A 20,250-nucleotide genomic window follows, 5' to 3' on the forward strand; every position below is an offset into this window, starting at 1 on the left:
AATCTGACCACACATTCAAAAAAAAAATGATTCCGTTATGAAGGGGCACAAGCGGACGCTTGCGCCAGTAAATTGATAAGCACGGGCATTAGTAAAGCAACCCCTCAGCTGACACAAGCATCTGCTTGTGCCTGTAAATATTGTAGTATATTCTATATTCTATTCCCTGTTTGATGAATCTGTAAAAATGAGCTTTAACAGACCGAAATGCTGCGATTTCTACAAATTTTACTTCTGGTTTATATTGGGTTTGTGACTACAACGCTGGACTTAATCGCTCAAAATTCGTCCGACTGGCAAACTGATACTACAAAAATTCATACTGAACATATTCAGATTGATTTCAGTACAACCAACATTTTGAAATCAACTGAGAATGCAAAATTGAGTGACGGAGGAATTCAGAAGATTGATCCAGATGCAAGAATAACCTTTGTATCTAAGCAGATTGAAGTTCCGATTAATAATATCTCACCCTTCCTGGCATTGGGCAGCCGGTTCGTATTTTCTCAAGTAACAGATCAACCCGAAAGTTTGCTATTTGAGGTTCGCTATGCATTTCAAAGTGGAGATTGGTCTGAATGGGAATTTGTTGAGAACGATGATCACCTGACAACCAGTCCCGATACATTAATTGGTACTTTGCAATTCCTCCCGAGTGAATCTCAGTTTATTCAATTCCGGATTACATTACCAAAATCTCTAAACGGGCAAACAATTCAACTGAGATCACTGAATCTATCATTCACCAGCCCCGGATCAACTCCTTCCACAATTTTAGAAGAAATCCGGCAGAAATCTGTTAAGGTTCCTGATTCTCGGAAAAGAATTTTTCAAAGTTATCCAATGCCGGAATTTGTAACACGAACCGATTGGGGATCGCCGGATGGCCAGGAACCAAGTGGGCCTGTATCATTAACCAATGTGACACATCAAATTGTACATCACACGGCGGGAACAAATAGTTCTTCAGACTGGCCCGCAGTGGTTCGAAGTACCTGGGAGTATCATGTCAATACGAATGGTTGGAGTGATATTGGTTACAACTGGCTAATTGACCCCAATGGTGTGATTTACCAGGGACGAGGTTGGATAAATGGAAATGATGAAGTATTGGGAGCACATTTTTGCGGTACAAATTCAAATACAATGGGTGTAGCTTTGATGGGCAATTTTGAAGAGGTAAAGCCAACTTTGGATTCTCAAAATTCCCTGATAGAACTACTGGCCTGGAAATCCGATGAGAAAAATATTGATCCAATTGGAAAAGATTTTCATCCTTCAAGTGGTTTTAATTTGTTTACAATCAGCGGTCATCGTGATGGGTGCAGTACGTTGTGCCCTGGAGAAAATTTGTATATGAATCTTCCGCAAATACGAGACGCAGTCCATGAAAAAATTGGGCATGTATTTAACCCTCCTGTTGCGTTCACTGTAAAAAATAATTTCCCCAATCCGTTTTTTGATCAAACAACTTTGACATTCTCTATTCCTGATCCCGGCAATGTTCGTATTACGGTGTGGAATGCCGCCGGAAAATTGGTTGAAGTGCTGACAGATCGATTTTATGAGGCTCAAACCCATACTGAGATGTGGAAAGCTGCCAATTATGCTTCCGGTGTATATTTTGGCAGAGTTGAATATGAAGGACTCGTAATTGTAGAAAAGATGCTCGTCATCCGGTGATATTCATAATGAGTTATTTTGAGCGCAATTCGATTCGATAGAGGGTAGGAATTTGATTTTCGGATAAAATCATCTCTTATTGTAGTAGATCATCATTAAAATCAAGAGTATGATCAATAGAACTGTTATAGGGATGGTACTTTTCCTCTGCTGCGCTCTCGCAACAGCTCAGCAGAGTGGTCAAACTCTGCCGCAATCTGATACTACGCTGGTCAAAGCCCTTCGAGATTCAAGCTTCGAATATTCCTATTCAGATCCTGATCGAGCCATTGAATTTGCCGAAGAGGCTATGGAAATTTCCAGGCAACTTGAATACAAAAAGGGAATTGCAGGTGCACATGGAGATCTTGGATATGCTTATACCGTTAAAGGTCAATTCGAAACTGCACTGGTTCATCTTGATCAAGGAATAGATCTAAGCCGCAGTATTGGTGACAGTCTTGCCTGGGTTACCATGTTGAACGACAAGGGTTCAATCTATAAATCAAAGAGTGAATATGAGCGAGCCCTCGAGTTCTATTTCAGATCGAGAGATTTATGTGAAGAGATGGGATTAGAAAGGGGAATTGCTGTCACACTCACAAATATCGGTCTCTGTTATTTTGAGCTAAACGAGCACGAACAAGCACTCGAGTTTTATCAACAAGCTCTTGAGATCAATGAGACTTTAGATAATAACGCATCACTGGCAATTATCTACAATAACATGGGGCTGTTGCACGGTGATATTGGAAATTTTGAGAAGGCTCATGAATATCACTCAAAAGCCCTGGATATTCGACAGGAACTCGGTTATACACTGGAAATTGCGAACAGTCTTAATAACATCGGGCGCTTGCACATGCAGCAGGAGGAACATGAAATTGCCATTAACTATTTGACTCGTGCACTTGAAATGAATAATGGCAAAGACCAGGATCTTTCATCTATCATACACGAAAATCTTGCGAAACTTTACATTTCAACCGAGCAGTTAAACACGGCTCTTTTTCATGCAGAAGAGACCTTAGCCCTCTCAAAAGAATTTGGCACGAAGTTAGGAGAAAAAATTGGATACGAACTATTGGCTCAGATATATGAAGCACTGGGCGATTACGAAAACGCATATCTCAACCAGCAAAAACTAACGGCCGTTAAAGACAGTATTCTCAATGCAGAGAAAACACAACAGATCAATGAACTTCAGACTAAATATGAAACCGCACAAAAAGAGAAAGAGATTGCGGTACTTGAACAAGAGAAACAGCGTGAAGCAATCCTTCGGAATGTGTTCCTCGCCGGACTCATTCTTGTTGGAATCATTGGAATTCTTGTATACAATCGGCAACGTATAAAGATCAGTAAAAAACGTGTGGAACTTGAAAATACCCGGTTAAAAGAGGAGCAGTTGGAAAACGACCTGGAATTTAAAAATCGGGAGCTCACAAACTACTCACTTCACCTGGTCCAAAAAAATGAAATGATGAAAGAGTTGAAAGAGAGTATTGAACAGATAAAGAAAAACGGTAAAAAAGGTATTAACAAAAAACTACAAAAGCTTGAAAATGCGGTTGACTACAGTCTGAATCTGGACGATGACTGGAAGCAATTTCAACACTATTTTGAAGAGGTTCACTCCGGTTTTTTTGATGCTCTCAAAAGGGAATATCCTGATCTGACTCCTAACGAATTGCGACTTTCGGCACTTGCGAAATTAAACCTTTCAATCAAGGAGACGGCCACCATAATGGGAATTGCACCAAATAGTGTAAAAACGGCCCGCTATCGACTTCGTAAAAAATTGGATATAGAAACGGAAGAGAACCTCACTGAATTTATGATGCAACTTGAAAAGGAGAATGTATAACAGTTCACATCAAAAAAAATCTGTTAAAAAGCCTGTAACAGGCATTATCCTCTTTGTATACCTATTGTTGACCTGCTAATAATTGCCCTTCTCGATTTGAGCAAATAGGTTTTCAGCAATTCAGGAGCAAAACAAGAAAGCTTCTAAAGCCAAAACCCCAAAACAAAAAAACCAAGAGCGGCATGTATAAATTAGAAATTTCTCTTCTTCAGATTATAGTATTTATTGTTATTTCCCCGATTTCACTCATAGCTCAACATAATAATATGTCACTCTCCAGAACTGCCGATAGTGAGCAGCTTCAGTGGCGAAACTGCCCCGAGTTTATGCCGGAGAGTTGTGAAATCGCAGTACTTCAGGGAGATCCTACAAAACCAAATGCTGACGTGTTTTTTAAAATGCAGGGCAATACAAGTGTCCCGAATCATTGGCATCATTCGGCCGAGCGTATGGTCCTGGTATCCGGTGAAATGGAAGTGAATTATAAAGGACAAGAACCGGAAATCCTTCAAACTGGTGCCTATGCCTATGGTCCTCCGGAGAAACCTCACTCCGCATCCTGTCTTTCAGATGAGACCTGCCTGTTATTTATCGCATTCAACAAGCCTGTAGATGCTTTTCTCGCTGAGTAGGTGTGCTTGAGCGAAGTCAGATATCAAAAAAATTAAACCCTTGGAGATTAGATATGGAAACAATTGAAGCATTAACAATCGAAGATAAAATCATCAATTTAGACCGGGAGAAGTTGGATAAACTGGAGAGCCAACTACGTGGAGATCTTATTACTTCCCAAAACGAAATCTATGACGAAGCCCGTTCTGTTTGGAATGGATTGATCGATAAAACACCGGCGATAATTGCCAGATGTATGAACACCGGAGATGTGGTTGATACCCTCAACTTTGCACGAGAAAATAATCTTCTTGTAGCTGTTCGAAGCGGAGGACATAACGTAGCCGGTAACGCAGTCTGTGATGAAGGGATTGTAATCGATCTTTCGGAGATGAAAGGTATACACGTAGATCCTGAGGCCCGAACCGCCCGGGTTCAACCCGGCGCAGACTGGGGAGATGTAGATAAAGAAACCCAACTCCACGGCTTAATTACACCCGGTGGACAAGTTTCAATAACCGGAGTGGCAGGCCTTACTTTAGGAGGGGGTATGGGTTACGTCCGGCGGAAGTGGGGCCTCACTTGCGATAACCTTCTTTCTGCCGAAATTGTTACCGCTGATGGTGAAATTGTTACCGCCAGTGCCAATAAAAATGAAGATCTGTTCTGGGGCATCCGTGGTGGTGGCGGTAATTTTGGTGTTGTCACCTCTTTTGAATTTCAACTCCACGAACTTGGTCCGGAAATCTATGGAGCGCTGACAATCTATCCTTTTGAGGATGCAGTATCCGTGCTTAGAAAATGGAGAGATTTTGCTCTTGATGCCCCAAATGAGGTAACCTGCGATGCTTATATCTGGGGCATGCCACCTCTCCCCGGTGTTCCTGCAGAGATGCATTGGGCACCCGTCGTAATTATTGCAGGAATGTACGCCGGTCCTGTTGAGGAAGGTAAACAACGACTTCAACCGGCATCCGAATTGGGAACTCCCATAGAAGATATGAGTGGACCCCGGCCGTATGTTGAAATGCAAAGCGACCTTGATCCACTTTTCGCTGACGGACAACTCTACTACTGGAAATCGCTCTTTTCTGATAGTATGGGTGATGAACTGATCGACGAAGTTGTTGCACATGCTGCTGACAAGCCCTCAAAACAGTGCCTCTTTGCATTGAGGACATTGGGGGGCGCCATGAGTGAAGTACCCGAGGAAGCCACCGCCTACGGTAATCGTGATGCTATGTTCAACATCAGCATTGACAACACCTGGCAAGACCATAGTAAAACCGATGATATGATTGCCTGGACCCGCAGCGCATGGAGTAATTTACGAGAAAAAACTGATGGAGGAGTTTATGTGAACTTTGCCGGATTCGGTGAAGAGAAAGACACATTGACACAGGCAGTCCACGGTAAAAATTACGAACGGTTACAACAGGTAAAATCGAAATACGATCCCGATAATTTCTTCCAAGTAAACCAAAACATCTTACCATCCCGATAAATTCATTTGAATGAGAATCTAAATCAAGACAATTATGATTTATTCCAAAACTCAATTTTTCAAAACTACAGGATTCTCCGTTATCATAATTCTGATTGCCGGTATGCTCAATATTGGCTGTGAAGATAACAATCCCGCAGAGCCTGAAGAAGACGAACTTGAAGGAGCCGAAGTTGTCATTGAACCTCAAAACGTCTCAATGGAAGTTGATGAAAAAGTAGACTTTTCCGCTTTCGTAGTGTCAGCTTCCGGGGATACAGTAAATGAAGAGTTCAACTTTCAGTGGAATTGGTACTCCAGTAACCCTGAAGTGTTTACCGTACAAAACAATGGAACGGCTACAGGAAAAAGTTCCGGAGAAGCATTTTGCATTGTTGAGGCTTCAACGGGTAACAGCAAAATTGTTGCAAAAATGGTACCCATTGGATTGGACTCAGCCCGTGTATTCCTCTTCTAAAATGCTAACCTATGGTAGATCCAATACTTTATAATCACAAATTGAGATGAATCTTATGAAACGGTTTAGTGCGTTTATCTACGGAATAATCAGTTACTTAATTTTTTTTGGGACCTTCATCTATCTCATTCTTTTTACGGGTGATATGATTGTTCCCAAAACTGTCAACTCCGGCCTTGAAAATCACTGGGGTGAAGCACTTATGATCAATCTTGGACTGATTATTCTTTTTGGATTGCAACACACCGTTATGGCTCGAAAATCTTTCAAGAACCGATGGACGAATGTTGTAGCCAAACCAATTGAACGAAGCACGTACGTGCTGTTCTCCAGCTTCGCCCTTATTCTACTATTATGGTTATGGCAACCCATTACAGGTACGATATGGCAGGTAGAGGCGACCTGGTTGACCGTTATTCTTCAATGGGGATTCTGGCTGGGTTGGCTTGTGCTATTTCTTTCCACCTGGATGATCGATCATTTTAATCTCTTTGGATTGAAACAGGTTTGGAATTATCTCCGCAATAACGAGCAAAATTCGCCTGAGTTCATGGAGCCTGGTTTCTATAAATATGTTCGGCATCCACTTATGCTTGGATTCTTGATTGCATTTTGGTCCACTCCTCATATGACAGTCAGTCACTTTGTACTCTCTGCCGGGATGACTCTTTATATTTTTGTGGGTGTATATTTCGAAGAAAAAGCGATGATACGTCGCTTTGGCGACGATTACCAAAACTACAAAGAGAGAGTTCCAAAATTCATCCCTTTTCTGAAGAGCTAAATAAAATAAGGCATACTTTATGGTTCAAAAGGCGAAAAAATCTGACCCTTGGATATTCCCTCGTTTAAATCCAGTCTTTAAGTAATCCCTGATTTAAACAACTACCATACAAAAATGAAAGTTAACTCTTTTCAAATAGATCACAAGAATCTTCTTCTTTGAATGATCTTACCTAAATAACAAATCGGAGTTTTAATATGGCAGATCCAAAAACGATCAAAAAAGCTTTTGACCGAAACCAAAAAGCACTTGAAAAACGCCCCTCTATCGGTAAAAGAACCGCCTTAACAAAAGTTCGTGTACGAGACGGAACCACCTGCGAAATTACGGCCAGCGGTAAAAAGATGATTTGCGATGTAGGAACGGAAATGGGCGGAAATGACGCCGGTCCCGGTCCGGGAATTTTTGAACGGGGTGCATTAGGAAGTTGCCTGGCAATTGGCTACGCAACCTGGGCTGCATATACGGAAATACCCGTTGATGATATTGAAGTCGAGATCGAATCAGATTATGATGCGAGAGGTCAATTTAACATTGGCGAGGAACCTCCCGGATTCAGTGAAATTCGCTATAAAATCACCATCGAAAGTTCTGCTCCGGCGGATCAAATCAAAGCACTTATTGAAAAGGCGGACTCACATAGCCCGGTTCTGGATGATTTCAGGCGCCCAATACCAATCAAAAGGGAAATCAATATCAAATCAAAAGAGAACACGTCATGAAAGAGAATACTCCTCAACAAAATGTTACCGAACCCGATCCTAAATTTATCGCTCAACAACTGCGTAAGCCTTCCGGGAATTTTGCCTTAAATGTAGGGCAGAAGATGAACCTTGTGAATAAACCCCTTTATGATCTCACTTACGACGTGATCGAATTGGATGAAAATGATCACATTTTGGAAATAGGATTTGGAACCGGAAAGTTTTTTGGTAAGCTCTTCGACCTAAATAGCAAGATAAAAGTACGTGGATTAGACTATTCTGAGAAAATGGTTGAAGCAGCTTCAAAAGCCAATGAAGATCTCATTTCAAATGGTAAACTGGATTTAAAACTGGGGAACAGCAACTCAATTCCATTTGAAGATCAAACTTTCGAAAAAGTATTCTGTAACATGGTAATATATTTTTGGGATGAGCCTGAAGATCATTTAAATGAGATCAGGAGAGTTTTAAAACCCGGAGGCTTGTTTTATTCAGGGCACAGAACACGCGAAAGCATGATGGTTTTTCCTTTTGTTGAGCATGGATTCAATCTCTATTCAATCCAGGAATGGAAAGAAATTTTAAACGAAAACGAATTCACCATTCAACAAATTCACAAAAGATTCGACCCTCAAATAGAAATAGACGACAACAAGCTGCAGCTCGAATCATGCTGTATTCTAGCTGGTAAATAGACCTGAATCTAAATGAAAGGAGTGCGATGGATAACGCAACTCAAATACTCATTATAGGCGGCATGTTTGTTTTAACCTATGGCTTTTTGCTTGGAATTCCGATGGCCAAAGCCCGCGAGAAAGCTTCAAGAGCTCCGCGGTACCTCTTGGCGGCACACCTTGCCTCGCTCATACAGGGTGGTATGCTTTTGGCTTTAACAATCGCCTTTGATTTTTCAACACTTATTTCTTGGGTTGAGACGACTGCAGCCTTACTCTTTGTCGGCGGAGTGATCTTATTTGATCTCGGACTCACTCTCAATTGGCTTCAAAAAATTGAAGACGCTTTCGGAGAGAAATCACTTGGATACAAAATTTCATCTGCCGGAACCCCACTCGTTCTTATCAGTGCAGGAATCATCATGTATGGCGTACTTGCATCAGCATTTATGTAAAGTCAGCTCTATCAACATTAATCAACACTTAAACATAAATTAATTGTTATGAAACCGGATCTGCAACGCCGTGTCCAGCGATATGGATGGGACAATGCTGCTCCCTACTACGACACCGGCTGGCAAAAACAACTTTGGCCCGCCCAGGAACGCCTTCTCTCAAAAATTGAAGTTAAACCAGGCGATCAAGTATTGGATATTTCTTGTGGTAGCGGTCTGGTTACTCTGCCGATAGCCAAATCAATAACTCCGAGAGGAAAAGTTACGGGAGTAGATCTTTCTGAAGGTATGATTGAGGAGGCTCAAACCCGAACAGATGAAACAGACCTCAGCAATGTAACATATCAACAGATGGATGCTGAAAATCTTGAATTCGAAGATAACCGATTCGATGCTGTGGTCTGTTCATTAGGTTTGATGTATTTCCCCTACCCCGAAAAAGCGCTAGAAGAGATGTATCGTGTCGCCAAGCCGGGAGCTGAAATTTCAACCCTTGTTTGGGGGGCTCGAAAAGAGTGCGGATGGGCAAGCATATTTCCTATTGTTGATAAAAGAGTAAAATCTGATGTTTGCCCGCTGTTCTTCCAACTGGGTACAGGCAATGCTTTGAAAAAAACCTTCGAATCTACGGGATTTAAATCCGTCAGTTCAGATCGATTCTCCATATCTCTGAATTTTAAAGATGATGAGCAGGCTTGTATCGCCGCATTTTGGGGTGGAGCCGTGGCGCTTGCCTATCAAAAATTTGATAAGACAACTCGAGCAGAAGCAAATAAAGAATACCTGGACTCCATTCAAAAATTTAAAACGAAAGAGGGATATAGTATCCCTGGAGAATTTGTAATTGCCAAAGGAATAAAATCGTAATAGAGAATTATATAAACTGAATATCATGAAGTCTCAAAAAGCAGAATCCGTTAGAAAAAGGCAGCAACCGCTACAAAATCACTACAAAGAAAAGCCGGGAGATGCAAAAATCACTGATCGGGCAATAACTACTGGTGGTGAACTTGGTGATCCGTGGCACGGGGGCATCAAGCCGGGCAGTGTTGATCACGGTGTGGAATGGAAATTTGGTGTGCATCATGCGGTAGGCGGCTATCATGATGCCCCCAATCCCGGCGATATTTTGTGTGCTGCGCTGGCAACCTGCCTGGAATCTACGATCCGATTGATAGCAGATCGTAGGGGTATTATTCTGGAAAAACTGGAAGTGGAAGCAACCGGAAATGTTGATGTTCGGGGTACACTGGTAGTTGATCGTGATGTACCCGTTGGATTTCAAAATATGCAGTGTAAAGTAGATATTCAGGCATCAGATGAAACAGATAAAAAAGAATTGCAAAAACTACTGGCTTATGCCGAATATAGTTGTGTCAATTTACAAACGCTCACAAAAGGTGTAGATATAGAAACGACCATTAATCTCTAAATAAAACTGAAAAACATACTTCATGACCCTTTTTGCTTTGATATGTTAAGCATCATTTATTACCTGGTTTCCTATGGAAGAGAAGCTGCCAAGAAATCCACCGTTCGGAGAAAGCATAGATTATTTCAAGTATATTTTACATACCCCACAAATCACAGCTAATACGGAAGAGCTGCCGGAGGGAACAAAAGAATGGGCGATTTTGACTGGTCTCGTATGACAGTATCTAAAGACCTGCCGGTAGTGACCTGATTAGCGTTTACACGATGAAAACCAGTAACTGGCTTTGCTACAAGAAAATGGAAAACCCCAGGCCTTATAACTCTGACTGATTCTATTGAAACGATTATGGGAAGTGCAGAAGATCTATTAGATCTGCTCGAATCTCGGTATGAATGTTAGAAGATTTAAAAAAATTTATCAGCGCAACTCCCTTCATATCAACTTCTTACACCATAATTGTTGCTTTTTCAAATATTCTTAACTACATAGGTAGTAGTAACCTTCACTCAATATACTACGCCCATGTCTGATCTACTCTTTTCTCTGAATTGGTTTTCAATAATTGTTGCAACCCTGGTTTATTTTATTTTAGGTGCCCTTTGGTACAGCCCGGTTCTATTCGGGAATACCTGGATGAAGCTCCGTAACTTAGACCCTGAAACAATGGAGCAGCCCAACCCGATTATTTATTTCTACTCTTTTATCCTGCAATTTATCGGTGTTGCCTCCCTTGCTATGTTCATCACAGCTCTTGGAGTTGATGGCGCCGGAAATGGTGCATTAATCGGATTTGGAGCCGGTGCCGGATTTGTATTCTCACTCGCCGGAGCAACCGGAATTTTTACTGACATCCCCATGAAGCTCCACTTTTTGGACAATGGCTATCACGTGGTTGGGTTGGTACTCGCAGGAATCATTTTGGGGTTGTGGTAATTGTGGCAAGGCAAAAAGCAAAAGTGAAAAGTTTCCTGCTCATTATTCTTTTCGCCTGCCGGATTGAAGATTTAGAGACCTAAGCTGGCACAAGCGGGACGCTTGCGCCAGCTTGGGGATCGAATCGTTTGTATTCACCGGATGAGTGTTCTCTTTCAAACAATTTGGAATTGCTGAATGACTCATCTGTTGATTTTCTTTGCCTTTTCACGATTCACTTTTCACTCCTTTCTAATCCGCCCACGCTTCGGCATCACTGTACACTTCAACGAATTCAAGTCGATTGCCATCCTTGTTGACAGTCGCTTCGAAATCAATCTGTTCGTTGTCGTCTTCCCGTTTAATCAACTGTTTAGCGAGTTGGTTTACGATCTCGGTTTGAATCAATCGTTTAAGCGGCCGTGCACCGTAAACCGGATCGTATCCGCGGGTTGCAAGCCAGTCTTTGGCTTTATCTGAGATTGAGAGTGATACCTTATTTCGTCCCAGCATTTTCTCAACCCTTCTCAACTGGATATCTACAATTTGACGAATATGGCTTTGATCCAACGGATGGAATACAACCACATCATCAATCCGGTTCAGAAATTCAGGACGGATTGTTTTTCTAAGCTGCTCAAGCAATTTAGCCTGTAGATCTCTGTATGTATCCTCATCCATCTCTCCACCACTCTTTTCAATCTCTTCGGAGATCAGGTGAGAACCGATATTACTGGTCATGATAATGATGGTATTTGTAAAGTCGACTGTTACGCCTTTGTTGTCCGTGAGCCGGCCGTCATCAAGCACCTGCAACAGGATGTTGAACGCATCCGGGTGTGCTTTCTCGATCTCATCCAACAGAACTACAGAATATGGCTTCCGTCGCACGGCTTCGGTCAACTGCCCGCCTTCATCATATCCAACATAGCCGGGAGGTGCACCGATTAAACGGCTCACACTGTGTTTCTCCATATACTCACTCATGTCGATTCGGATCATCGCATCCTCGTCATTAAAAAGGAAATCCGCCAATGATCGGGCCAACTCGGTTTTACCCACACCCGTTGATCCAAGGAACATGAATGACCCAATCGGGCGATCTTCATCCTGCAAACCCGCCCTGGATCGTCTTACGGCATCAGATACAGCTTCAATCGCCTGATCCTGTCCGATTACACGCTTGTGAAGTTCTTCCTCAAGCATCAGAAGTTTTTGCCGTTCGCTGGAAAGCATCTTTGTGACCGGTATTCCTGTCCAGCGTGAGACAATATCTGCTATCTCTTCAGCCTCCACTTGCTCTTTCAAGAGGGATCGATTTTCCTGGACGTCATCCAATTCGGCTTTTGTAGTCTCAAGGTCCTTTTCGAGCTGAGCAATTGTACCATATCGCAATTCAGCCACTTTTTCATAGTGGCCTTCCCGTTCGGCTTTATCAGCTTCCATTCTTGCTGTTTCAATAGCTTGCTTCAGTTCACGGGTTTTTTGGATGAGGTTTTTCTCAAGATCCCACTGTGCTCTCATCGAGCTTCGTTTCTCCTCAAGGTCCGCCAACTCTTTTTCGTTTGATTTAAGTTTAGCTTCATCCTTCTCTCGTTTGAGTGCTTCTCGTTCAATTTCAAGCTGACGAATCTGTCGTTCAATGCTATCTAACTCTTCAGGCATGGAATCGATTTGCAATCGCAATCTCGAAGCGGCCTCGTCAATCAGGTCAATCGCTTTATCAGGTAAAAACCGGTCGGAGATATATCTGTGTGATAGCTCTGCAGCCGCAACAATTGCCGCGTCTGTTATTCGAACACCATGATGGACTTCATAACGCTCCTGCAGTCCTCTCAAAATAGAGACCGTGTCCTCTACGGACGGCTCACCGACATATACGGTTTGAAGCCGCCGTTCAAGGGCTTTGTCCTTTTCAATGTATTTCCTGTATTCGGTAAGTGTGGTTGCACCAATGGCGTGCAGTTCACCCCTGGCCAGTGATGGCTTCAAGATATTGGCAGCATCCATTGAGCCCTCTGTTGCTCCGGCTCCTACAAGAGTGTGGATCTCATCAATGAAGAGAATCAGTTCACCGTCGGAGTCGATGACTTCCCGAACCACGGCTTTCAGTCGCTCCTCAAATTCACCCCTGAATTTGGTGCCTGCAACCAATGCGCCCATATCGAGTGCAACAATCTGTTTGGTTTTCAACCCCTCAGGAACATCGCCACGAACAATTCTCAGAGCCAACCCTTCGGCGATTGCTGTTTTACCTACACCCGGCTCACCAATTAAAACGGGGTTGTTCTTTGTTCGGCGGGAAAGAATCTGCATGATCCGCCGAATTTCCTGGTCACGACCGATTACGGGATCGAGCTTATTCTTCTCAGCCAGTTCATTCAAATTCCGGGCGTATTTTTCAAGAGCCTGGTACCGGCTTTCAGCGTTTGGATCATCCACTTTTTGAGATCCCCGGATATCTTTCAAAACCTTTAAAATTTGCTTTTTCTGAACACCCATCTCCTTCAATATCGATCCTGTCTCGGATGCTATCTGTAAAATTCCAAGCAAGATGTGTTCAGAACTGATATACTCATCACCCAAATCATCGGCTTCATTTTGGGCCTTATCGAATACCTCTTTGGTTTTATTTGATAGATACTGACCGGAAACAGACGCACCCTTAACAACCGGGAATTTCTTGATAATCCGGTCAAGCCTGTCATGCAAACCAGGAATATTGACACCAATTTTCTTGAGAATGTTAATTGTTACATTCTCAGAATCGGTAGTTAAAGCGCGCAAAACGTGTGCTGGTTCAACCGCCTGGTGATTTTCATTTTGAGCAAGCTCAATACTGGCCTGAACAGCCTCCTGAGCTTTAATGGTAAATTTGTTGAAGTTCATAACTCACCTGTTTTTGTGTCTTTTTTTATATAAGGCTGTTGCTAAAACCGTACCTCCCGACAAAGACCTGTCGGATTTGCAGTTCACTCGCTCAAAACCTCTTAAAACTCTTCAAATCACACAAAGGCTGACAGAATACTGCCACTTTGATGAGTCTTTGGCTTACTACTGGCAGTGATTACCTAATTGAAAATGTTTTTACTCTCTTCTAAGAAGGTTCAGATTCTTCATTTGGAACCCGGCATTAATCACCGATTTCAGGCACTCAGAGAAAGAGTCCCGGCTCATAGAGAACATCTCAATTGCCTCCGATACGATCTCTCGATTTTCGAACCGGATTTGTGAATTGGACTCAAGTGCCCGAAGTACTTTTATAAAATCGGACTTATCGAACTTTACATTCTCCTCAATAGAAGTCGCTAGTTCATTTAAAACGATGTTATTCAAAAAATAAGTTTCCGATATATGGTCTGTGTTAAAAAACTGATCGGCATTTCCACTTTTTTCGTGGCCTTCTACCAAGTATTCAAATAATACTTTTGTATTCAATGCTTTCATAATTCCTCCCTCCCATTTAATGATGTCTCAAACTGATACTTCGCGTCAGCATGTAGATTGGGAGTTTTGCCTTTTTTAATAATTCCTCTCAAATTGGCGATGGTCTCTTTCTTTTGGATAGTTACAGACCCGTCTTCATTGGCCTCCAGCCGTACGGTCTCTCCATCCTTCAAATTTAGATACGATAAAATTTCTTTGGGTAAATTTAAGCTTGCATTCGAAACATTCTTCTCTTTCGCTCTCATGAAAACCCTCCTTTCTTTAATATGAAAAAAATAAAATCCGGTCGATTCACATTCTCAAAAGAAGGAATCAACCGGATTGGTGTATGGTGGTTTACAGTTTTAAATAAAACTGCTCCATTGATTTGCTAAAGTAGCACCTGGTTCTACAATCTGAGCCAGGTTACTTCTTAAAAGGATTAATCGATTTTAGATGTGAGTTGATCAGCCCGAACTATTTCCTGCAAATAGAAAAAGATTCCACTCTCATATTTATAATCTAATAAAGACAAGAGGGCTTTGGGAGAACCAAAGCGATCTGGATTTTTATAATACGCCAGCGTTAAATATGCCTTATATCTAAGTGAATGGGTTTCTCCCTCTTTTGCAATTCTGGCAACAATCTGATTTACTCTTTCGGAATTGAATTCCGGATATGCAATTTTAAAATTAACTGCATTGTAAAGAGATGATTCTACAACTCCTTTAACATCTGAATTCAGGTTATGTATCAAACCCATTTCCAGTTTTTTAAAGAGTGCATTATCATTTTCAACTTTTGTAATTGCTTTGGATTCTTCTGCCGTTGAATTGTTAAAAGGCAAGTCATTGGCAACAGCAATGCTGGCAATGAAAAAGAAACTAACTGCGATTACAATTTTTAGAGCTTTCATTTGTATAAATGTTAATTGCGATTTAATTGATTTGATGTATTATCAATTCGATTAAAAGGTAGGGGGCTAAAAGCTCTTAATTCAAGAGTTTGGCTACGATTTTTTCCATTCTATTTTCTATGATAATGTCATTATTGCATCTTTTATGATTGGAAGCCCTTTCTATTATTTTGTCTTAATATTGCCTTAACGTACTTCTTTTTGGATTAAAATCAGATCCTCAATAGCGTTCGAAAAAAGCCCTTACAATGTCTATTTTTACAAAAAGCGCTTTCGGTTTTTACAACAATATCTCTGACAAAAAAACATATACATTTTGGTGTTTTGAGACATGAAAAGCGCTTCGAATATGGCCTTTTTGTTACTCTGACATACTTGGCAGACATTCTTTGTGCGAGTTTTGAGAGTAGTGGGTCCAAAATAAGGATGAATTGAGAGTGAACTTCATAATCTTCAGTTACTATTGCCATGATCAAAAATAAATTCAACGATACAACCTTAGAAATAGAACAGGGAAATATTGTCGATCAGCCCGACTGCGATGCCATCGTTAATGCTGCAAATGCACAATTACGAACCGGGGGCGGAGTGGCCGGGGCAATCCACAGAATCGGCGATCCTAAGCTAACCCGGGAAACTCGCGATCTTGCCCCCATATCTCCCGGTGAAGCAGTTATCTCTTCCGCTCCAAACTTTCCTAACAAATACATTATACACTGTTTGGGACCGGTGTACGGAAGAGACAAACCCTCAGATAAACTTCTGAGAAACTGTTATGCCAATGCACTTACTATTGCTGAAGATAACGGAATAACCTCTATCGCATTCCCCGCAATATCAACCGGTGCTTTCGGGTATCCAAAAAGAGAAGCTGCAACTATTGCAATAACGGCAGTTAAAGAAGCAACACATAATCTGAAAAGCGTAAAGCTTGTTCGTTTTGTTCTTTTTGGAGAGGAGGATTATGAACTTCATAAAGAGATACTGGATGAATTTACAGACTGAAATAATCAACTTATCATAGTCTTGCAATTGCAAAATTTACCAGTAGCAGATTTGATTAAAACCACAAAGTCACAGTGTTTTTTCACAAAGAGCACAACGCTGAGACTCTTCCCTTGTGAATCTTATATTCAATTGTGGCCATTAAATCACGTTCATCCACCGAAAAAGACAATAGAAGATAGTTTGTATTCAGCTGGTGCCTGCCCCTTTGGGGATTGTTTCTTTCACCTGCCGAATGAAACGTTTTGCAGCTTCAAAATTCGCCAGACGAAAGAATCAATCGTCAGGTGAAGTTAAAAAATGGGTGGTGTTTACAAACCAATAGCAATTGAACACCCCTCCCGACTAAAGTCGGACTCCCCTCAAGGGGAGACTTCTCCATAAATCTCATTCAAGACACCGGCCATACGGATGCCAGCCTGGAGCAATCTCTTGTAAATAATCTCTTTATTGTAATACCTGTATTCATAACTGAGTCGCATATCATCGGGCAAATCATATACTTCATCCCGATATTCCATCGACTCATAGGCCCAGTCTCGTACGGAATCATCCTGCCAGTCCTCAATCTGATCGTGAGTAGCAGTATCCAGCTCTTTCGCCAATTCGGTATAACTAAGTTGAAACGATTCAATCATTCCGCTGTCCCACACGCGGTGTATATTGGAATCATCACCAAACCACTGTAGACGTACATCATTCCCGCCACGGTCTTCGCCATTCCCCACGTGTAGCGGTTGGTGGATGTCACCGATCATATGTATCACCAGTTTCAATTTTTCACTCTCCTCTTCTTTGGTAAGATTCCCGGTTTTTAACTCCTCAATTAATGTCTCCAGTGCCCAAATGATATCGCCGCTTTCTTCCTGTATATCGGGGTCATACTCCTCCCCGTCCGGGATGGTAACATAGTGCCAGGTATCAAAATCGTAGCTGTCATCGGATCGAATATCGTCCATCCAAACCGTTGAGACGGCAATCGACCGATCACCCAAAATATTGTTTACTCTTGCTTTTGCAAGATCATTCAGGTGTTTTTCGGCAATTTCACCGGATACGTAATGCCCGATCTGCCCCCATCTTTCGGTTTGATCTGAATCAATAAAAAGGCCTGTAAGTAATAAAAATGAAATCAAAAAATGCATAGCTGTCTGTTTTTCTTTATAAGATAAGAGCTTTATTGTTAGCAGAAAGTAAAAATGTTTGATGGGTTTAGAAACCACTTCCATGCAAAAGACCTGTCAGGTATTGATTGTTCATTTGAAGGATTAAGCTCAATTAGAAACGAAACCTGACAGGTCTCCGGCAAGAGCCTAAAATGGGCATCACATGATCATGTCAATGGCAAAAGCTCACTGATTTCGTATTTTTGTAGGAGTTATTGCTAACTAAATACTGTCCATCATGAGAAAATTGCTGTTTGGCGTCATTGTCTGCCTGTGCCTTCCAGTTCAAACTTTCGCCCAGGAATCCGTTGGGTTTTCTGAGCCTGATAATATTCAACCGCTGTTAGATTACCGCTTACCTGAGTGGGGCTATACGAATTTTTACCTGGATTTTTCTACGGATGGTTCATTCACAAATCGTGAATCTGATGCCCCAAATGATGATGTACTCATATCTCTCAGCCCCCAATATCTCAGATATAAAGAATCTGAATCAAGGATCTCAAATGCATCTGCAGGTTTACTCTTAAATTACGATTCATTCGAAACAAATGAGAGTGAAATTACAGAGGAGCATCAACGCGGAATTGATATTAGGTTGCCATTCAACCTCAGTGAAAAGCTATATAAAGATAATTCAGATATCTTCTTTACCGGCTCATTATTTGGGATTTTAGATTTTGAAAGAGATTATGAACGATTCATTGAGGATGGAATATGGAAACGTGAAAATATTCACAGAGACAGAGGTTTTCTAGGATTTTTATCTATTGGCCTGGGTTATGGTCGTCTCAGAAATGTTAATCCATTGATCAGGTCTCTTCGCTTGAGTGAACGATATCAAACTTTGCAAACTTCACAGCAATTTAATAATGGCGATATAGTAAATGCGTCTGAGTTGTTTACCCAACAATATAGATATAGTCAAGCTTATGATCGACCCATGAAATATTTCTGGCAAGATATGAACAACGTTATATCTCCGGATTTGAATCAACTCAATCCTTATGACCTCTTTTACCTCACGGATGTGGCTTCTGAAAATATTGGACAAAGACTTGAGGGATGGGAAATTGGAGTAGAACTTGATCTAAGATATAATGTTAGTCACCACTATAGAAGAAATAAATTACTTAGTACTGAGGAAAGTAATATTAGCAGTAGTGAACTTGAGCTACAACCCAATATGTATATAAGATGGTATAAAAATTTCACTCTAAGACATCAATTAGGGTTCGAATCTGCATATAGATATTACTATGATCTGAAAAATTCTGATTTTAACGAACATAGCCTAACATCAGAATTGAGTTGGTTATATACAATTACAGATCGTTTTATCACCAATACAATTTTCCTATACAGGTACAATAAGAATGACTATGTACCTTCAAGCTATTATCATCTTGGAAGATTAGGAGTGAATCTAAATTACTTTATTGAAAACAAGCTATCGTTTTTTGTAAATGCGAGATACTCTACTCAAAAGATTGTAGAAACAAATGAAAGTTTACTTTCTCGAAATTTTAATTTCTCAGCCGGCCTTCGCTATTACTTCAAACGAGAACTCTTCTAAAAACTAATGCCACGAAGACTGAGAGAAATAAAAACAATTCCTTTTCTCCGTGCTTCCGTGCCAACACTATCAATCCCGTCGCTCTTCAGCCAGTTTTTTGAACAGTTCTTTCTCTTTTTGGGTGAGATTTTCCGGAATGGTGATATCTGTTTTCAGGTAGTAATCTCCCTTCTTGCCGGTTTTTTTGAAGTTTGGCAGTCCACGTCCGGCAAGCCGGAAGGTTCTGCCGTTTTGAGTTTCAGGTGGTATATTCAGCTTAATCTTCCCATTCAGTGTCTGAGCCGTCAATTCTCCACCTAAAACAGCTGTGTAGAGATCCAATGGTACTTTTTGATAAATATCATTGCCCCTTCGTTTAAACCCTTCAGGGTCCCTTACATTCACTTTCAGGTAAAGATCTCCCTTCGGGCCTCCTACTTGGGAGGCTTGCCCTTTTCCTTTCAATTTCAGGCGTTTCCCGTCTTCTATACCGGCGGGAATTTTAAGTTTAACTCTCTCTCCGTTTATTCGAAATTGCTTCTCAGTACCGGTAAGTACATCTTTTAGATCTACATTCACTTCGGCCCTTGTGTCTTGTCCTTTTTGGCGAATATTTTGGCGTGTTCTGCTTTGATATTGCCGGGCTTGAGACTGACGACCTCCAAACGGATCGCCCCCACCACCAAAAATGGTTTCAAAGAAACTGGAGAACGGGCTGCCACTTCCACCGTGGCCTCCTCCTCCAAATATATCTTCCATGTTGATTCTCTGGCCACCGCCACGATTGGCGTATTGTTGCCAGTTAAAATCATCGGCACTGGCACCGGCCTGCTGATATTTCTTCCAGTCAGATCCTACCTGATCATACAACTTTCGCTTTTCGGGGTCTTTTAATACCTCGTAAGCTTCGCCGATCTCCTTAAATTTATCTTCGGCACTCTTATCATCCGGGTTTTTGTCTGGATGATATTTCGCCGCCAGTTTCCGATACTTTTTCTTTATTTCATCCTGGGATGCATCCCGGGAAACACCTAAAATGTTGTAATAATCTTTATACTCCATAATATTACCTCACTATTATATGTAGCAAAAGATATGCCACCACTGATACTA

At 41.4% G+C, this 20,250-nt stretch carries 20 protein-coding genes; 14 read left to right on the forward strand and 6 right to left on the reverse strand.

Features of this window, described 5'->3' with window-relative positions:
* Positions 1 to 207 precede the first annotated feature (207 nt).
* The 12 genes from L6773_RS11985 (at position 208) to L6773_RS12040 (ending at position 11,090) form a co-directional block, all read left to right on the forward strand.
* On the forward strand, positions 208 to 1,686 hold the full coding sequence (locus L6773_RS11985; RefSeq protein WP_237854662.1) for an N-acetylmuramoyl-L-alanine amidase: 1,479 nt from the start codon (positions 208 to 210) through the stop codon (positions 1,684 to 1,686).
* 109 nt (positions 1,687 to 1,795) lie between these two features.
* Positions 1,796 to 3,532, forward strand: coding sequence for a tetratricopeptide repeat protein (locus L6773_RS11990; protein ID WP_237854663.1), 1,737 nt, complete (start codon positions 1,796 to 1,798; stop codon positions 3,530 to 3,532).
* A 266-nt stretch (positions 3,533 to 3,798) separates the two neighbouring features.
* Positions 3,799 to 4,164 carry a cupin domain-containing protein gene (locus L6773_RS11995; protein WP_369431570.1) on the forward strand — a complete coding sequence of 122 codons (366 nt, stop codon included), beginning with the start codon at positions 3,799 to 3,801 and terminating at the stop codon, positions 4,162 to 4,164.
* Between the two features lie 53 nt (positions 4,165 to 4,217).
* Complete coding sequence (locus tag L6773_RS12000) at positions 4,218 to 5,648, forward strand: FAD-binding oxidoreductase (protein WP_237854665.1); 1,431 nt, start codon at positions 4,218 to 4,220, stop codon at positions 5,646 to 5,648.
* A 34-nt stretch (positions 5,649 to 5,682) separates the two neighbouring features.
* Positions 5,683 to 6,105 carry an Ig-like domain-containing protein gene (locus L6773_RS12005; protein ID WP_237854666.1) on the forward strand — a complete coding sequence of 141 codons (423 nt, stop codon included), beginning with the start codon at positions 5,683 to 5,685 and terminating at the stop codon, positions 6,103 to 6,105.
* A 55-nt stretch (positions 6,106 to 6,160) separates the two neighbouring features.
* On the forward strand, positions 6,161 to 6,889 hold the full coding sequence (gene mddA, locus L6773_RS12010; RefSeq protein ID WP_237854667.1) for a methanethiol S-methyltransferase: 729 nt from the start codon (positions 6,161 to 6,163) through the stop codon (positions 6,887 to 6,889).
* Between the two features lie 197 nt (positions 6,890 to 7,086).
* Positions 7,087 to 7,611 (forward strand): OsmC family protein, encoded by a 525-nt coding sequence (locus L6773_RS12015; protein WP_237854668.1) that lies wholly within the window; start codon positions 7,087 to 7,089, stop codon positions 7,609 to 7,611.
* Positions 7,608 to 8,288 carry a class I SAM-dependent methyltransferase gene (locus tag L6773_RS12020; protein WP_237854669.1) on the forward strand — a complete coding sequence of 227 codons (681 nt, stop codon included), beginning with the start codon at positions 7,608 to 7,610 and terminating at the stop codon, positions 8,286 to 8,288. Before L6773_RS12015 ends, L6773_RS12020 begins: the two co-directional genes overlap by 4 nt.
* 26 nt (positions 8,289 to 8,314) lie before the next feature.
* Positions 8,315 to 8,722: a hypothetical protein gene (locus L6773_RS12025; RefSeq protein ID WP_237854670.1), complete on the forward strand. Its 408-nt coding sequence runs from the start codon at positions 8,315 to 8,317 to the stop codon at positions 8,720 to 8,722.
* 48 nt (positions 8,723 to 8,770) lie between these two features.
* Complete coding sequence (locus L6773_RS12030; protein ID WP_237854671.1) at positions 8,771 to 9,589, forward strand: class I SAM-dependent methyltransferase; 819 nt, start codon at positions 8,771 to 8,773, stop codon at positions 9,587 to 9,589.
* A gap of 25 nt (positions 9,590 to 9,614) precedes the next feature.
* Positions 9,615 to 10,154: an OsmC family protein gene (locus tag L6773_RS12035; RefSeq protein ID WP_237854672.1), complete on the forward strand. Its 540-nt coding sequence runs from the start codon at positions 9,615 to 9,617 to the stop codon at positions 10,152 to 10,154.
* 525 nt (positions 10,155 to 10,679) lie between these two features.
* Complete coding sequence (locus tag L6773_RS12040) at positions 10,680 to 11,090, forward strand: DUF1761 domain-containing protein (protein WP_237854673.1); 411 nt, start codon at positions 10,680 to 10,682, stop codon at positions 11,088 to 11,090.
* 231 nt (positions 11,091 to 11,321) lie between these two features.
* Here L6773_RS12040 and clpB read toward each other — a convergent pair whose 3' ends face one another.
* The 4 genes from clpB to L6773_RS12060 form a co-directional block, all read right to left on the reverse strand.
* The gene (gene clpB, locus L6773_RS12045) at positions 11,322 to 13,958 is read right to left on the reverse strand and encodes an ATP-dependent chaperone ClpB (protein ID WP_237854674.1); all 2,637 of its coding nucleotides are present in this window, start codon (positions 13,956 to 13,958) and stop codon (positions 11,322 to 11,324) included.
* A 198-nt stretch (positions 13,959 to 14,156) separates the two neighbouring features.
* On the reverse strand, positions 14,157 to 14,516 hold the full coding sequence (locus L6773_RS12050) for a PIN domain-containing protein (RefSeq protein ID WP_237854675.1): 360 nt from the start codon (positions 14,514 to 14,516) through the stop codon (positions 14,157 to 14,159).
* Positions 14,513 to 14,761, reverse strand: a complete 249-nt coding sequence (locus L6773_RS12055) for an AbrB/MazE/SpoVT family DNA-binding domain-containing protein (RefSeq protein ID WP_237854676.1) — start codon at positions 14,759 to 14,761, stop codon at positions 14,513 to 14,515. The genes L6773_RS12050 and L6773_RS12055 overlap by 4 nt, the downstream gene beginning before the upstream one ends.
* A 176-nt stretch (positions 14,762 to 14,937) precedes the next feature.
* Entirely contained in the window at positions 14,938 to 15,411 is a 474-nt protein-coding gene (locus tag L6773_RS12060) for a hypothetical protein (RefSeq protein WP_237854677.1), read from the reverse strand.
* A gap of 468 nt (positions 15,412 to 15,879) precedes the next feature.
* Here L6773_RS12060 and L6773_RS12065 point away from each other — a divergent pair, with 468 nt between their 5' ends.
* Positions 15,880 to 16,416, forward strand: a complete 537-nt coding sequence (locus tag L6773_RS12065) for a macro domain-containing protein (protein ID WP_237854678.1) — start codon at positions 15,880 to 15,882, stop codon at positions 16,414 to 16,416.
* 362 nt (positions 16,417 to 16,778) lie between these two features.
* On the opposite strand, the gene L6773_RS12070 is transcribed toward L6773_RS12065, so the two are convergent.
* Complete coding sequence (locus L6773_RS12070; protein WP_237854679.1) at positions 16,779 to 17,561, reverse strand: S1/P1 nuclease; 783 nt, start codon at positions 17,559 to 17,561, stop codon at positions 16,779 to 16,781.
* A gap of 259 nt (positions 17,562 to 17,820) precedes the next feature.
* Between L6773_RS12070 and L6773_RS12075 the strand changes: the two genes are divergently transcribed.
* Positions 17,821 to 19,158 (forward strand): hypothetical protein, encoded by a 1,338-nt coding sequence (locus L6773_RS12075; RefSeq protein ID WP_237854680.1) that lies wholly within the window; start codon positions 17,821 to 17,823, stop codon positions 19,156 to 19,158.
* Positions 19,159 to 19,227: 69 nt separating this feature from the next.
* On the opposite strand, the gene L6773_RS12080 is transcribed toward L6773_RS12075, so the two are convergent.
* On the reverse strand, positions 19,228 to 20,199 hold the full coding sequence (locus L6773_RS12080) for a DnaJ C-terminal domain-containing protein (protein ID WP_237854681.1): 972 nt from the start codon (positions 20,197 to 20,199) through the stop codon (positions 19,228 to 19,230).
* Between the last annotated feature and the right edge of the window lie 51 nt (positions 20,200 to 20,250).

Source organism: Rhodohalobacter sulfatireducens, from assembly GCF_022012475.1.
GTDB classification, from domain to species: Bacteria; Bacteroidota; Rhodothermia; order Balneolales; family Balneolaceae; genus Rhodohalobacter; species Rhodohalobacter sulfatireducens.

What these genes read in the sequence shown, in the direction of transcription:
- L6773_RS12050 (WP_237854675.1), bottom strand. Translation starts at nt 14,516, where the DNA reads ATGAAAGCATTGAATACAAAAGTATTATTTGAATACTTGGTAGAAGGC.
- L6773_RS12040 (WP_237854673.1), top strand. Translation starts at nt 10,680, where the DNA reads ATGTCTGATCTACTCTTTTCTCTGAATTGGTTTTCAATAATTGTTGCA.
- L6773_RS12005 (WP_237854666.1), top strand. Translation starts at nt 5,683, where the DNA reads ATGATTTATTCCAAAACTCAATTTTTCAAAACTACAGGATTCTCCGTT.
- L6773_RS12015 (WP_237854668.1), top strand. Translation starts at nt 7,087, where the DNA reads ATGGCAGATCCAAAAACGATCAAAAAAGCTTTTGACCGAAACCAAAAA.
- L6773_RS12000 (WP_237854665.1), top strand. Translation starts at nt 4,218, where the DNA reads ATGGAAACAATTGAAGCATTAACAATCGAAGATAAAATCATCAATTTA.
- L6773_RS11990 (WP_237854663.1), top strand. Translation starts at nt 1,796, where the DNA reads ATGATCAATAGAACTGTTATAGGGATGGTACTTTTCCTCTGCTGCGCT.
- L6773_RS12055 (WP_237854676.1), bottom strand. Translation starts at nt 14,761, where the DNA reads ATGAGAGCGAAAGAGAAGAATGTTTCGAATGCAAGCTTAAATTTACCC.
- L6773_RS12075 (WP_237854680.1), top strand. Translation starts at nt 17,821, where the DNA reads ATGAGAAAATTGCTGTTTGGCGTCATTGTCTGCCTGTGCCTTCCAGTT.
- mddA (WP_237854667.1), top strand. Translation starts at nt 6,161, where the DNA reads ATGAAACGGTTTAGTGCGTTTATCTACGGAATAATCAGTTACTTAATT.
- L6773_RS12035 (WP_237854672.1), top strand. Translation starts at nt 9,615, where the DNA reads ATGAAGTCTCAAAAAGCAGAATCCGTTAGAAAAAGGCAGCAACCGCTA.
- L6773_RS12030 (WP_237854671.1), top strand. Translation starts at nt 8,771, where the DNA reads ATGAAACCGGATCTGCAACGCCGTGTCCAGCGATATGGATGGGACAAT.
- L6773_RS11985 (WP_237854662.1), top strand. Translation starts at nt 208, where the DNA reads ATGCTGCGATTTCTACAAATTTTACTTCTGGTTTATATTGGGTTTGTG.
- L6773_RS12025 (WP_237854670.1), top strand. Translation starts at nt 8,315, where the DNA reads ATGGATAACGCAACTCAAATACTCATTATAGGCGGCATGTTTGTTTTA.
- L6773_RS12065 (WP_237854678.1), top strand. Translation starts at nt 15,880, where the DNA reads ATGATCAAAAATAAATTCAACGATACAACCTTAGAAATAGAACAGGGA.
- L6773_RS12060 (WP_237854677.1), bottom strand. Translation starts at nt 15,411, where the DNA reads ATGAAAGCTCTAAAAATTGTAATCGCAGTTAGTTTCTTTTTCATTGCC.
- L6773_RS12070 (WP_237854679.1), bottom strand. Translation starts at nt 17,561, where the DNA reads ATGCATTTTTTGATTTCATTTTTATTACTTACAGGCCTTTTTATTGAT.
- clpB (WP_237854674.1), bottom strand. Translation starts at nt 13,958, where the DNA reads ATGAACTTCAACAAATTTACCATTAAAGCTCAGGAGGCTGTTCAGGCC.
- L6773_RS12020 (WP_237854669.1), top strand. Translation starts at nt 7,608, where the DNA reads ATGAAAGAGAATACTCCTCAACAAAATGTTACCGAACCCGATCCTAAA.
- L6773_RS11995 (WP_369431570.1), top strand. Translation starts at nt 3,799, where the DNA reads ATGTCACTCTCCAGAACTGCCGATAGTGAGCAGCTTCAGTGGCGAAAC.
- L6773_RS12080 (WP_237854681.1), bottom strand. Translation starts at nt 20,199, where the DNA reads ATGGAGTATAAAGATTATTACAACATTTTAGGTGTTTCCCGGGATGCA.